9 protein-coding genes are annotated in these 13,352 nt (G+C 68.6%); 7 read left to right on the top strand and 2 right to left on the bottom strand.

The genetic code is table 11. The features are described from left to right. Nucleotides 1-212: 212 nt before the first annotated feature. Nucleotides 213-941 carry a TetR/AcrR family transcriptional regulator gene (locus QZ814_RS13085; RefSeq protein WP_294332876.1) on the bottom strand — a complete coding sequence of 243 codons (729 nt, stop codon included), beginning with the start codon at nucleotides 939-941 and terminating at the stop codon, nucleotides 213-215. Between QZ814_RS13085 and QZ814_RS13080 the strand changes: the two genes are divergently transcribed. After that, entirely contained in the window at nucleotides 925-2,091 is a 1,167-nt protein-coding gene (locus tag QZ814_RS13080) for an FAD-dependent monooxygenase (protein WP_294332875.1), read from the top strand. The genes QZ814_RS13085 and QZ814_RS13080 overlap by 17 nt on opposite strands. A 30-nt stretch (nucleotides 2,092-2,121) precedes the next feature. Here QZ814_RS13080 and QZ814_RS13075 read toward each other — a convergent pair whose 3' ends face one another. Next, complete coding sequence (locus tag QZ814_RS13075) at nucleotides 2,122-3,201, bottom strand: LysR substrate-binding domain-containing protein (RefSeq protein ID WP_294332874.1); 1,080 nt, start codon at nucleotides 3,199-3,201, stop codon at nucleotides 2,122-2,124. 178 nt (nucleotides 3,202-3,379) lie between these two features. On the opposite strand from QZ814_RS13075, the gene QZ814_RS13070 reads away from it, so the two are divergent. The 6 genes from QZ814_RS13070 to QZ814_RS13045 all read left to right on the top strand — a co-directional run bounded on the left by QZ814_RS13070 (nucleotide 3,380) and on the right by QZ814_RS13045 (nucleotide 13,167). Beyond that, nucleotides 3,380-6,577, top strand: a complete 3,198-nt coding sequence (locus QZ814_RS13070; protein WP_294332873.1) for an efflux RND transporter permease subunit — start codon at nucleotides 3,380-3,382, stop codon at nucleotides 6,575-6,577. Then, nucleotides 6,570-7,712 (top strand): efflux RND transporter periplasmic adaptor subunit, encoded by a 1,143-nt coding sequence (locus tag QZ814_RS13065; RefSeq protein WP_294332872.1) that lies wholly within the window; start codon nucleotides 6,570-6,572, stop codon nucleotides 7,710-7,712. Before QZ814_RS13070 ends, QZ814_RS13065 begins: the two co-directional genes overlap by 8 nt. Then, entirely contained in the window at nucleotides 7,699-9,090 is a 1,392-nt protein-coding gene (locus QZ814_RS13060; protein WP_294332871.1) for an efflux transporter outer membrane subunit, read from the top strand. The genes QZ814_RS13065 and QZ814_RS13060 overlap by 14 nt, the downstream gene beginning before the upstream one ends. A 330-nt stretch (nucleotides 9,091-9,420) precedes the next feature. Further along, a complete protein-coding gene (locus tag QZ814_RS13055) occupies nucleotides 9,421-12,570 on the top strand; it encodes a YdbH domain-containing protein (RefSeq protein WP_294332870.1) in 3,150 nt (1,049 codons plus the stop codon). Nucleotides 12,571-12,595: 25 nt separating this feature from the next. Beyond that, nucleotides 12,596-12,790, top strand: a complete 195-nt coding sequence (locus tag QZ814_RS13050; protein ID WP_294332869.1) for a YnbE family lipoprotein — start codon at nucleotides 12,596-12,598, stop codon at nucleotides 12,788-12,790. Further along, nucleotides 12,790-13,167 carry a YdbL family protein gene (locus tag QZ814_RS13045; RefSeq protein WP_294332868.1) on the top strand — a complete coding sequence of 126 codons (378 nt, stop codon included), beginning with the start codon at nucleotides 12,790-12,792 and terminating at the stop codon, nucleotides 13,165-13,167. Before QZ814_RS13050 ends, QZ814_RS13045 begins: the two co-directional genes overlap by 1 nt. The last annotated feature ends 185 nt before the right edge of the window (nucleotides 13,168-13,352 follow it).

Raw genomic sequence — 13,352 nt, 5'->3', positions numbered from 1 at the left:
GATCCTGTACCGGCAAGGCGCGCCGATCGCCTGATCTGCGCCGCCGCTGCGCGAACCGCCTTCACATGCGGACATCGCTCGGGACCTCCGCCGGCGGTGCTCCAGCCGCGGCATGCTGATCTCGCTCTTTCAGCGCTTTCTCCATGCGGCGGCGCCCGCGCGTTGAAGGGCAGGGGGAACCGACAGCCACGGCTGCATTCGCGGGCGTTCGGCTAGCGGAGGTGCGCGACGCCCACCAGGACGAGATCGACGCCGGCAAGGAACTGTACCCGATCGTCATGAAGGGGCAGCTGTGCCGCCAATGTCCGGACGAATGCATAGTCGACCGGGTCGAGCTGTGCCCAGTCGGCGGCGATCGCGGTGAGATGATCGATGCGCTTGCTGTCGCGCGGCAGAAGGCTCGCTGCGGCGTGCTGCGCCGCGACGCCGAGGATGCAGTTCATGAGCGCGGTGACGACATTGAACAGCGCGTGCTCGGGGATCCCGAGGGCTTGAACCTCCCGGCCGAGGTGCTCCAGGATCCGCAGGGAAGCCAGCTGCCAAGGATTGCCTGACAATTGCGCGCCGATCCACCGGTGCGCTGCCATGGCATCGTACACGCCAAGTGCGAGCGCGCGGATGGTATCCTGCGGTTCCGCTTCCTTGGCCACTGCGGCGATGGCACCTGCAAGAACCCGATCGGTAGCCGCCGCGAGCAACGCCTGCTTGTCCGCGACATGCCAGTAGATCGCGCCGCTCCCGGTCTCCAGGCGGGACGCGAGTTCCCGAAAGGTCAATCCGTTGACGCCGGCGCCGTCGAGAATACCGATGGCGGCCTCGACGATACGCTCCCGCGACAATGCACCATGGGCGCCCGTGCTCAGATTTCTGCGCGTCATGGTGCCCGCATTGACATGAATGGAACGATGTTCCAACAGGCTGCGAATGGAACGCCGTTCCATGGTTGTTGGAAGGGAGATCATGACACCGCATATCGCCATCGTCGGCGCCGGCCTTGGCGGGCTGCTCCTGGCCCGTATCCTCCATGTCCACGGCATCGTCGCGGTCATCTACGAGGCCGACTCCTCGCCCATGGCGCGCACACAGGGTGGTCAGCTCGACATCCACGCCCATGACGGGCAGGTCGCGCTCGCCGCTGCCGGTCTTGCGCAGGAATTTCGCGCGATTATCCATCCGGGCGGGGAAGCGACCCGTGTCCTCGACCGCCACGGTGCCGTGCTTCTGGACCTACCCGACAATGGCTCGGGTGGGCGGCCCGAAGTGCTGCGTGGCGATCTGCGGCGCATTCTGCTGGAGTCGCTGCCGGCGGGCACCGTCCAGTGGGGCAAGAAGCTCGTCGGCGTCGTCGCGCTGGGCCGTGGACGGCACGAACTGCACTTCACCGATGGCTCGCGCACGACCGCCGATCTCCTCGTCGGTGCCGACGGCGCCTGGTCGAAGGTCCGCCCGCTGCTATCGAACGCGACGCCCCGATATGTCGGCACAACCTTCGTCGAGACCTATCTTCACGACGTCGATACCCGCCATCCCGCGACGGCCGCCGCAGCAGGCGGGGGCGTTTTGTTTGCGCTCGCGCCCGGCCAGGGCTTCTTCGCGCACCGCGAAGCGGGCGGCGTCCTCCATGCCTATGCAGCGTTGCAGCGCCCGCTCGAATGGAGCGCAGGCATCGACTTCGGCAACGCCGCCGCTGCCGTGGCCCGGCTGGCGTCCGCATTCGACGGCTGGGCGCCCGCGCTTACCGCGCTGATCGTCGACAGCGACACGGTCCCGGTGCCGCGGCCGCTCTACGCGCTTCCGACCGGGCATCGATGGGACCGCATCCCCGGCGTCACGCTGCTGGGGGATGCCGCGCATCTTGCACCGCCCGCCGGCGAAGGCGCCAACTTGGCGCTCCTCGATGGCGCCGAACTAGGCCAGGCGATCGCCGCACATCCCCACGACATCGAAACGGCCTTGGCGGCCTACGAATCCAAGATGTTCCCGCGCGGCGCCGAGGCTGCCAGGGAAGGGCACGAGATGCTGGCGCTTCTGCTGGGTGCCGGCACCCCGCACGCGCTGGTCGACTTCTTTTCCCGGATGGGGGCTCCCTGAGGGGCTCCGCGCGCGAGCCGGCGCTCCGGCCTATTCCAGCCTATTCCGGCCACCCGGGATTGGCTTGCGTGCCGCGGGCCGATCTGCGGCGGCGGCGAGCTGCGCGGCACACTCGACAGCGCGCGGAGCGGCGACGCTGACCGCAGTCAGGGGCACCTCCTGCGGTACAGAGTCGTCGAGAATGATCCTCGAAACCTCGTCGGGGGGAAGGTCGAGCAGCGACCGCTCGCGTGCGACGATATCGAGGAAATTTCGGCACGGCAGGCTAGCCTCGTCGAGGAGGTGGATCAGCCAGATCGAGGTGATCGATTCGGGGTCCGAAAGGGGACGGTAGACGAGCCTAGCGGACTGCAGCGCGCATAGCGATTCCGCGACGACTGCGATGCCTACCCCGGCGGCAGCCATGCCGAGAAGCGTCGAAACCTCGCGGACGCGATGCTCGATCCGGGGTTCCACGCCGACGCCGCGGAGCATCCCCAGCAGTTCGTCGGTGAATGTCGCGCCGTGCTCGCGGGCATAGACGATCATCGGTTCGCCCGCGAGATCGTGCAACTGCAGCTGCTCCTTCGCGGCGAGCGCATGGTCGGGACGCAGCGCCACGAACAAGCGCTCGCGCAGGATGGGGGTGACCGCGATGTCGTCGCACACCTGCGGACGGCATTTGCTGCGCACGAAGCAGGCGTCGAGGGCATGATCGACCAAGGCAGTCGACTGCGACGTGCCAGCCACCTCGGTGAGGTTCAGCTTCACGTCCGGGAAGCGTTGGCGGAAGGTGAAAATCGCGCGGGCGATCATCGGCACGAAGGGCGCCGAGGCGTTGAACCCCAGGTTGAGTTCCCCAAGTTCGCCGCGGGCCGCGCGGTGCGCGATGTTGATCGCACGCTCGGCCTGCTCCAGCGTGGCGCGTGCGGCCGGCAGGAACGCCTCGCCCGCGATGGTGAGCCGCACGCTCCGGCTGGTCCGCTCGAAAAGGCGGACGCCGAGTTCGGCTTCGAGCTGGCCGATCTGTTGGCTGAGCGGCGGCTGCGAGATGCCAAGGCGCGCGGCGGCGCGGGCGAAATGCAGTTCCTCGGCGACGCCCACGAAATAGCGAAGATGGCGCAGCTCCATAGATCCGTACCTATTGCATATCAATCATGCCGTAAACAATATTGGACGCGGATGGGTCGGCGGATGCAGGGGAATGCTGCGGCTGCGAACTGGGACGCGCACCGCCCCGTCAATCCGGAGTATCCCGTATGCGCTTGGCCGCCTGCCATTCTTCGCTTTTTCGCGACCCGAGTCGCTCTTGATCGGGATCGTCCGGATCGCGCTGGCGCGGCCGCTCACCTTCATCGTCATGGCCATCCTGATCCTGATTCTCGGCGTGCTCGCCGCAATCCGGACGCCGGTCGACATCTTCCCGGACATCCGCGTGCCGGTGATCGCCGTCGCCTGGCAGTATAGCGGCCTGTCGCCCGACGACATGTCCGGGCGGATCGTGACGCCGTTCGAGCGGGTGCTGACCACGACGGTCAACGACATCGATCATGTCGAGAGCCAGTCGATGCAGGGCATCGGTGTGGTGAAGATCTATTTCCAGCCGGGTGCCGACATCCGCACCGCGACCGCGCAGGTCACCTCCATCTCGCAGACGGTGCTGCGCCAGCTGCCCCCGGGCATCACCCCGCCGTTGATCCTCAACTACAATGCCTCGACCGTGCCGATCCTCCAGCTCGCCTTGTCGGGCAAGGGCATGTCCGAGGGCCAGCTGTTCGACACCGCCCAGAACCAGGTGCGGCCGCCGCTCGTCACCGTGCCGGGCGCCGCGATCCCGTACCCGTCCGGTGGCCGCCAGCGCCAGGTGCAGATCGACCTCGATCCGCAGGCGCTGCAATCCAAGGGGCTTTCGGCGCAGGATGTCGGCAACGCCATCGCCGCGCAGAACCAGATCAATCCGGCGGGCTTCGCCAAGATCGGCGGCTATCAGTACAGCATCAAGCTCAACAACGCGCCGGGATCGATCGAGGAACTCAACGCGCTCCCGGTGAAGGTGGTCAACGGCGCAACGATCTACATGCGGGACGTCGCCCATGTCCGCGACGGCTCCGCGCCGCAGACCAACGTTGTCCATGTCGACGGTGCGCGCTCGGTGCTGATGACCGTGCTCAAGAGCGGCGCGACCTCGACGCTGGCGATCGTCCAGGGCATCAAGGATGCGCTGCCCAAGGTCACCGCGACGCTGCCCGGCCTGAAGGTGGCGCCGATCGGCGACCAGTCGCTGTTCGTCAAGGCGGCGGTGGAAGGCGTGATCAAGGAAGGCGTGATCGCCGCCGGGCTCACCTCGCTGATGATCCTGCTGTTCCTTGGCTCGTGGCGCTCGACGGTGATCATCGCGATCTCGATCCCGCTGGCGATCCTGGCGGCGATCATCGCGCTGTCGGCGACGGGCAACACGCTCAACATCATGACGCTGGGCGGCCTCAGTCTCGCCGTCGGCATCCTGGTCGACGACGCGACGGTGACGATCGAGAACATCAACTGGCACCTCGAACAGGGCAAGTCGGTCAAGGACGCGATCCTCGACGGCGCGGCCCAGATCGTCACGCCGGCCTTCGTCTCGCTGCTGTGCATCTGCATCGTGTTCGTGCCGATGTTTTTCCTGCCCGGCATCGCCGGCTTCCTGTTCGTGCCGCTGGCGCTGTCGGTGGTGTTCGCGATGATCGCGTCGTTCCTCCTCTCGCGCACGCTGGTGCCGACCATGGCGATGTTCCTGCTCAAGCCGCACGCGCCGGGGCATGGCCATGAGGCGGGCGCGCCGGAATCGCGCAATCCGCTGGTGCGCTTCCAGCGCGGCTTCGAGCATCGCTTCGAGAAGGTCCGCACCGGCTATGGCGGGCTATTGGAAAAGGCGCTGGGAACCCCGCGGCCGTTCATCCTCGCCTTCATCCTCGTGATTGCGGTGACCCTGTTCCTCGTGCCGCTGCTCGGGCAGAATTTCTTCCCGAACGTCGACGCCGGGGCGATGGCGATCCATGTCCGCGCGCCGGTGGGCTCGCGGATCGAGGATACCTCGGCCGAGTTCGATCGGATCGCGCGCACCATCCGCGGCGTGATCCCGCCGGACCAGCTCGTGTCGCTGGTCGACAATATCGGCCTGCCGGTCAGCGCGATCAACACGACCTACAACAACTCCGGCACGGTCGGCCCGCAGGACGGCGACATCCTGATCCAGCTGAGCAAGGACCACGCGCCTACCGCCGACTATGTGAAGAAGCTGCGCGAGCTGTTGCCCAAGGCCTATCCGGGCACGCAGTTCGCCTTCCTGCCGGCGGATATCACCAGCCAGATCCTCAACTTCGGCGCGCCGGCGCCGATCGACATCCAGGTCTCCGGCCGCGATGCCGACGCGAACGCCGCCTATGCCCGCAAGATCCTGCGCCGGATCGGTGGCATCGCCGGCGTCGCGGACGCGCGCATCCAGCAATCGTCGCGCTATCCGCAGCTCGACGTGAACGTCGACCGCAGCCGCATCGGCCAGTTCGGCCTGACCGAGCGCGACGTGACGACCAGCGTCGCCAGCTCGCTGGCCGGTACCTCGCAGACCGCGCCGGTCTTCTATCTGAACCCGGAAAACGGCGTGTCCTATGCGGTCGTCGCGCAAACCCCGGAATATCGCGTCGGCTCGATCAGCGACCTGTCGAACCTGCCGGTCACCGGCACGGGCGGCAGCGGCAGCCAGGTGCTCGGCGGGATCGGGGCGATTCAGCGCAGCACCGCGGCGGCGGTGATCTCGCACTACAATATCAACCCGGTCATCGACATCTTCGCGACCCCGAACGGGCGCGACCTCGGCGCGGTCTCCGCCGACATCGGCAAGGTGCTCGACAGCCTCAAGGCGGAGGCACCGAAGGGCGTCACCGTCACGATGCGCGGGCAATATGCGACGATGAACAGCGCCTTTTACGGCCTGGGCTTTGGCCTGCTCGGCGCGATCGTGCTGATCTACCTGCTCACGGTCGTGAACTTCCAAAGCTGGCTCGATCCGTTCGTGATCATCACCGCGCTGCCGGGAGCGATCGCCGGCATCATCTGGATGCTGTTCACCACCGGCACCACCCTCTCGGTGCCCGCCCTCACCGGCGCGATCATGTGCATGGGCGTCGCGACCGCGAACTCGATCCTGGTGGTAAGCTTCGCCCGCGAGCGCCTCGCCGAGCTGGGCGACGCCACGGCGGCAGCGCTCGAGGCGGGCATGGTCCGCTTCCGCCCGGTGCTGATGACTGCGCTCGCGATGATCATCGGCATGCTGCCGATGGCGATCGGCTTCGGCGAGGGCGGCGAGCAAAACGCGCCGCTCGGCCGCGCCGTGATCGGCGGGCTGATCGTCGCCACCTTCGCGACGCTGATGTTCGTCCCCGTCATCTTCAGCCTGGTCCACAAGCGCAAGGCCGGGTCCGCCGCGGCCGGGAACCGGCCTATTCCATTGGAGGAAGCGCATGTCTGAGAACGGCAACAGCCGCCTCAAAATCACCGCCAGCGTCGCGGCGTTCGTCGCGATGGGTGCGGTCGTCACCGGCATCGTCACGCGCGCCCATTCCGAGCGCAACCTTGCCGCCTGGACCGCCGAGCAGGCGGTGCCGAGCGTCAACGTGATCCATCCGACGCTGGCCGCCTCGAGCGAGGCGCTGCGCCTGCCGGCCAACCTGCAGGCGCTCAACAGCGCGCCGATCTATGCCCGCACCACGGGCTATGTCCGGCGCTGGCTGGTCGACCTGGGCGATCCGGTGCGGCGCGGCCAAGTGCTGGCGGTTCTCGACGCCCCCGATGTCGAGCAGCAGCTCGCCGCCGCCCGCGCCGACCTGCAGACCGCCCGCGCCAACCAGCAGCTCGCCCAGACCACCGCGACGCGGTGGAGCGCAATGCTCGCCAAGGATGCGGTGTCGAAGCAGGAGACCGACGAGAAGCAGGGCGATCTTGCCGCCAAGACCGCGGTCGCCAATGCGGCCCGCGCCAATGTCGCGCGGTTGCAGACGCTGACCGGCTTCACCCGGCTGGTCGCGCCGTTCGACGGCGTCGTCACCAGCCGCGCGACGGACATCGGCGCGCTGGTCGTTGCCGGCAATGCGAGTGCGACGCCGCTGTTCACCGTATCCGATGTCAGCCGGATCCGTGCTTATGTGAAGGTCCCCCAGGCCTATTCGGCGCAGATCCACCCCGGCATGGAGGTCAGCCTGACGCTGCCGGAATATGCCGAGCGGACCTTCAAGGCGACGCTGACGCGTACCGCGGATGCAGTCGATCCCGCTTCCGGCACGGTGCTGGTCGAGCTCCAGGCCGCCAATGGCGATCGCGCGCTCAAGCCCGGTGCCTATGCGCAGGCGCGCTTCCCGCTGCGCGGCGGCGGAAGCGCCGTGACCCTGCCGCCGAGTGCGCTGATCATCGGGTCGAAGGGCACGCAGGTCGCGGTGCTGGGGGCGGACGGCAAGGCGCAGCTGCGCACCGTCACGCTGGGCCGCGACGAAGGCAAGGTGGTTGAGGTCGTGGCGGGTCTTTCGCCGAGCGACCGGGTGATCGACAACCCGCCGGACTCGCTCCAGACCGGGGATCTGGTGAAGGTGCTCGCCAATGCGCGCAAGTAAGGCAGCGCTGGTCGCGGCGACGGCGCTCGGCCTTTCCGCCTGCTCGATGGCGCCCGACTATCACCGGCCTGAAGTCGCCGCCGCGCCCGCGTACAAGGAAAGCGGCGACTGGCAGACCGCCGGGACCAAGGTTCCTCCCGGCGGCAACTGGTGGGAACGCTTCGCCGACCCGACGCTGAACGGGCTGGAGGCGCGGATTGCGGGCAGCCCCAACCTTGCCGCGGCGATCGCGCGCTACGACCAGGCCGCCGCGCTGGTGCGCCGCAATCGCGCGGCGCTGCTGCCCGAAATCGGGGCGAGCGGCACGATCGCGCGCGACCGCGTCTCGGCTGGCCGGCCGCTCTCCTCGGGGCGTGCCGTCACCTATACCAATCCGCAAGTCGGCGCCTCGCTCGACTATGAGCTCGATCTGTTTGGCCGCATCCGCAACGCGGTGAAAGCCAGTCAGGCGAATGCCGAGGCCAGCGCTGCCGACCTCGTCGGCGTCCGGCTCGGCCTGCAGACCCGGCTCGCCGCGACCTATTTCGACCTGCGCGGGCTCGATGCGCGCACCGTGCTGCTGCGCAAGACGGTGGACGCGTTTCAGCGGGCCTATGACCTTACCGAGACGCGCCATGGCGGCGGCATCGCTTCGGGCATCGATGTCAGCCGCGCGCAGAGCCAGTTGGCGGGCGCCAGGGCCGAGCTCGACGCCGTCGCCGCGGATCGTGCCAATGACGAGCATGCCATCGCGGTGCTGATCGGCGAGAGTCCCTCGACCTTCTCGCTTCCAGTGGTCGACACACTGATCGCGCCGCCGGTGATCCCGGCCGCGCTGCCATCCACCCTGCTGGAACGCCGCCCCGACATCGCCGCCGCCGAACGTCGCGTCGCTGCCGCCAATGCGCAGATCGGCGTTGCGCGCGCGGCGATGTTCCCGACGATCACGCTGGGCGGCGCCGGCGGCTTCGAGGCCGTGAGCGGCGGCCTGCTGAACAGCGACAACAGTTTCTGGGCGCTCGGCCCCCTGTCGGCGGCGCTGTCGATCTTCGACGGCGGTGCGCGGCGCGCCAATGTGCGGATCTCGCGCGCCCAATATGACGAGGCTGCTGCCAATTATCGCGAAACGGTGCTGACGGCCTTCCGCGAGGTCGAGGACGATCTCGCCGCCGGTCGGCACCTGATCGACCAGGAGCGCAACCAGCGCGAGGCCGCCGCTGCGGCCGAGCGTACGCAGGACCTGGCGATGACCCGATACCGCGACGGCGCTGCCGATTTCCTGGAAGTGACGATCGCGCAGACCGCTGCACTCGATGCGGAGCGCACATTGCTGGCGATCCGCGCCCGGCAGCTCGGCGTGGCGACCGAAACCGTACGGGCATTGGGCGGCCTCTACTGATCCGTCGGCCGACGTGCCGCGACCACCCCTCCCGGCAAACCGCCTCCCGACCGCGACCAACTGGCGCTCGCGGGTGTCGCAGGCAGCGCGGCGCGGGCGGGGGCGGGGCTAGCGGTGAGGGAAGGGCGCGCTGGCCGTTCGGCACGCATCGTCGCACGGTACCGGGCGAGTATCACGCCACGGGCGAAACCGGGCGCGAGGCCAAGCAGCAAAGATCGGATCGGTAAGGTGACAGGCGATGGCCGGCGCTGCCCAGTTCCCGATCCAAGGAACCTTTGCGAGTTCGGATAGCTATGGCAGGGGCCGCAGAATGAGGCGGCTGGAGCGGGCGTGAACCGGAGCGAAGACGACACCGACGTCGAGGTGCGGCGGACCAGTGCAGCAGCGCGCGCGACGCGACGCCGTCGCGTCGCGTTGGCGTTGCTCGTCCTGGTATCCGCATCGGTAGCGACGGTGTGGCTCCAGCGGCGCACGATCGCGCAGGGCTTCGTCGATCGCGCACTCGCCCGGCGCGGGGTGCCAGCCCGCTATACGATCGACCAGCTCTCCCCCTGGCGGCAGCGCCTGACCGGCGTCTCCATCGGCGATCCGCGCGACCCCGACCTGACCGCCGACTGGATCGAGTTGCGGACCGCGCTTAGCCCCTGGCGTGCCGAACTGCTGGTGGCGAAGGCCGGGCGCGTCCGTATCAAGGGCCGGATCGTCAACGGCGTTCTGTCGCTGGGATCGCTGGACCGGCTGATGCCGCCGCCCTCGGGCAAGCCGTTTACCTTGCCCCGGTTGAGCGTCGAGGTTGCCGACGCGCAGCTGCGGCTGGAGAGCGACGCAGGGCTCGTCCTCCTCGGGCTGCGCGGCAAGGGGCTGCTGGCCGACGGCTTCGCCGGCACGCTGCATGCGCAGGCGGGGCCGCTGAAGCTCGGAAGTTGCGCGCTCTCGGGCTTCGCCGCCGCGATGGAGCTGCGCATCCGCAAGGGCGCGCCGAGCCTTACCGGGCCGCTGGCCGCACAGCGATTGGCGTGCGGCGCGTTCGAGGCGAAGCAGCCGCGGGGCGACGTTCGCGTGACGCTCGATGATGCATTTGCGGGATGGACGGGCGACGCGACGCTTGCTGTCGCATCGCTGCGGTCGGGCGTAGGCACGCTTGGCCGGGCCGATGCCCGGCTCGATTTCGCCGGCGACCGCGTACGGACGGCGGGGGACCTCAGGCTGGACGCGACAGGCGCGGCCACCAAAAGCGTCGGTGCCGACGCTGTCGACGTCGCCGGCCGCTATGCGATCGGCCGCGTGATGGCATTCGACGGCCGCGTACGCGTGCAGCAAGCAATGGTGTCCCCCAGGGTGCGGGCAGAGGTAACCGGATATCGCAACGCGTTAGCAGGGACGCCGATAGGGCCGCTCGCTGCCAAGTTCGCCTCGGCCGTGGACGCGGCGGGGCGGCGCTTCGACGGCGTGGCGGATCTTGGCGTGGCCACGCGGGGCAGGGGCGTGACGCTTCGCGTGAAAGCGGTCGACCTGACCGCACGATCGGGAGCATGGATGCGCTTCGTAGGCGCGAGCGGTGCGGTGCTGGATATCCCTGCCGGCACGGTCGCCCTGGCCGGGCGCCTGTCCCTTGGTGGCGGCGGGCTGCCGGACGCGGCGGTGGATCTGCTGCAGCGTCCCGGCAGCGACCAGCTGCAGGGTACGGGAACGCTGCGCCCCTATGCGGCCGGCGGCGCGCGGCTGGCGCTGTCGAACCTCTACTTCACCGCGCGGGGCGGGGCAGGGTCGGCGCGCACGGTCGCGACGCTGTCCGGCCCGATCGGCGGCGGGCAGATCGACGATGTTTCGATGCCACTGGTGGCGCGGTGGAACGGGCCGAGCGTGCTGGTGAACCCGGGGTGCGCGACGCTGGGCTTCGCTCGGATCGCCGCGTCGGGCATGGTACTGCGCGGGCATCGGCAGCGGCTTTGCCCGGTAGGACCGGCGATGGTGGCCTGGAACGGCAAACGGCTCACCGGCGGCGCCCAGGTCCGCGGCGTCGCCCTCACCGGCACCATGGGCAGCAACCCATTGCGGCTCGCCGCCGGTGGCATCCGGCTGGATCTGGCGAGCCGTGCGTTCGATCTCACCGAGGTCGCAGTGCGGATGGGGGCGGAGCATCCGACCCGGCTGGATATCGGCCGGCTGGGTGGCACCTTCGGTAACACCCCAAGCGGTGATTTCGAGGCGCTGGGCGGGCAGATCGGTGCGGTCCCGCTCATCCTCTCGCAGGGCAAGGGCCGCTGGCAGGTTGCCGATGGCGCACTGTCGCTGCTCGGCAGCTTCCGCCTCGCCGACGCGGACCCCAGCCCGCGTTTCGAGCCGCTGCTTGCGCCGGCGGGCCGTCTGCACCTGCAAGGCAATCGGATCGAGGCGCGGGCCGATCTGGTCGGCACCAAGCGGCCGGTGCCGGTCGCGTCGGTCGCGATCACCCATGATCTCGGCCGTGGCGAGGGGCAGGCGCTGCTGGACGTGGCCGGTATCCGCTTCCGGACCGGCGGCCTGCAGCCGACCGATCTCACCCCGCTCACTCTGGGCGTGATCGCCGATGTCGACGGCACGATTGCCGGCACGGGGAAGATCGCTTGGGCGGGCGAGGCGGTGACCAGCATCGGTCGCTTCACCGCGACCAACATGTCCCTGGCGGCAGCATTCGGCCCGGTGCAGGGGCTCACCACCGAACTCAACTTCACCGACCTGCTGAACGCGCAGACCGCGCCCGCGCAGGTGGCGAAGGTGACCGAGGTCAACCCCGGCGTTCCTGTACGCGACGGCGTGTTCCGCTACCAGCTGCTCGATAGCCGGCGGGTGCGGGTCGAGGGTGCCCGGTGGCCGTTCGCGGGCGGCGAGCTGGTGCTGGAGCCGACCACGCTCGACTTCAATGAGTCGGGCGAGCGCCGCATGACCTTCCTGGTGAAGGGCGTCGACGCCGCCTTGTTCCTGAAGGAGATGGCGTTCGACAATCTCGATGCGACCGGCACCTTCGACGGCACGCTGCCGATGATCTTCGACGAGACCGGCGGCCGGATCGAAGGCGGTGTGCTGCGGGCGCGCAAGGGCGGCCACCTCGCCTATGTCGGCGAAGTATCCCGAGAAGATCTGGGGACCTGGGGCAACATGGCCTTCCAGGCGCTCAAGTCGCTCGACTATCGCAGCCTCGCGATCCGGATGAACGGCCCGCTGGCCGGCGAGATGATCACCGACATCAGTTTCTCCGGGCTCAGCCAGGGGCAGGGGACCAAGTCCAACTTCCTCATTCGCCGGCTGGCGAAGCTGCCGCTCGTGTTCAACGTACGGATCAACGCGCCCTTCCGCCAGCTCCTTGACTCGGTGCAGTCCTGGTACGATCCGCGCCGGCTGATCGAGCGCAACCTGCCGGCGTTGCTCGAGGAGCAGAAACGTGCACAGGACGCGGGCAGCGCAACCGTTCAGCCCGCTGAAAGCACACCCCGTCCATGAAAGGCATGTCGATGAGCTTGGAACCATGAAACAGGGTTGGTCTTTTCGGCTGGGAGGGTGTGCGATCGCCCCGCTGGCGCTGCTGGGCGGGTGCGTGACAGTGAACGCACCCGACAAGCCGATCGTCATCAACCTCAATATTTCGATCACCCAGGAAGTGGTCTACCGCCTCGACAACAAGGCGAAGGCCATCATCCAGGACAATCCGGGGATTTTCTGATGCGACAGTTGCTTTACACCTTGGGCATGGCCGCAGTGATCGCGGCGGGCGTTGCGGCGCCGGCCCTTGCGCAACGCGATCCGGCCTATCAGGCGGCGCGCCAGGAGGGCAAGGTGGGCGAACAGCCCGACGGCTATCTCGGCATCGTCGGCGCGGCGACGCCCGAGCTGCAGGCGATCGTCAACAACATCAACATCCAGCGCAAGCGCCATTACACCGATCAGGCGGCGGCGAGCTCGACCGTCGAGCAGATGGCGTTCGTCACCGGCTGCAACCTGATCCTGCGCACCGCGCCGGGCGAGAAGTACCGCGCACCGGATGGCCGCTGGCTGACCCGGGGCAATGAAGCCCCCGTTCGCGACCCGCGCTGCCTCTGATCGGCAGCGGGCAGCGGGAAGAGAAGGGCGCGGCCTTCGCTCCGCGCCTTTCGAGACGCGCGGACGCAGCAACTACCTGCTCTAGAAGCCCTCTTATAGCCGCGCATCGCGCCTCTCGCTGCCGTTCCGGCGAAGGGGCGAGGCCGCTGCACGCTCCGTGCGACTACGGACGCGGCATTCATCGA

It is taken from the genome of uncultured Sphingomonas sp., from assembly GCF_913777625.1.
Taxonomy (GTDB): Bacteria; Pseudomonadota; Alphaproteobacteria; order Sphingomonadales; family Sphingomonadaceae; genus Sphingomonas.
This window is presented reverse-complemented; position numbering and strand designations above follow the sequence as displayed.

Coding starts and splice junctions, on each gene's coding strand:
- QZ814_RS13080 (WP_294332875.1), top strand. CDS start 925: ATGGAACGCCGTTCCATGGTTGTTGGAAGGGAGATCATGACACCGCAT.
- QZ814_RS13085 (WP_294332876.1), bottom strand. CDS start 941: ATGGAACGGCGTTCCATTCGCAGCCTGTTGGAACATCGTTCCATTCAT.
- QZ814_RS13075 (WP_294332874.1), bottom strand. CDS start 3,201: ATGGAGCTGCGCCATCTTCGCTATTTCGTGGGCGTCGCCGAGGAACTG.
- QZ814_RS13065 (WP_294332872.1), top strand. CDS start 6,570: ATGTCTGAGAACGGCAACAGCCGCCTCAAAATCACCGCCAGCGTCGCG.
- QZ814_RS13060 (WP_294332871.1), top strand. CDS start 7,699: ATGCGCGCAAGTAAGGCAGCGCTGGTCGCGGCGACGGCGCTCGGCCTT.
- QZ814_RS13050 (WP_294332869.1), top strand. CDS start 12,596: ATGAAACAGGGTTGGTCTTTTCGGCTGGGAGGGTGTGCGATCGCCCCG.
- QZ814_RS13045 (WP_294332868.1), top strand. CDS start 12,790: ATGCGACAGTTGCTTTACACCTTGGGCATGGCCGCAGTGATCGCGGCG.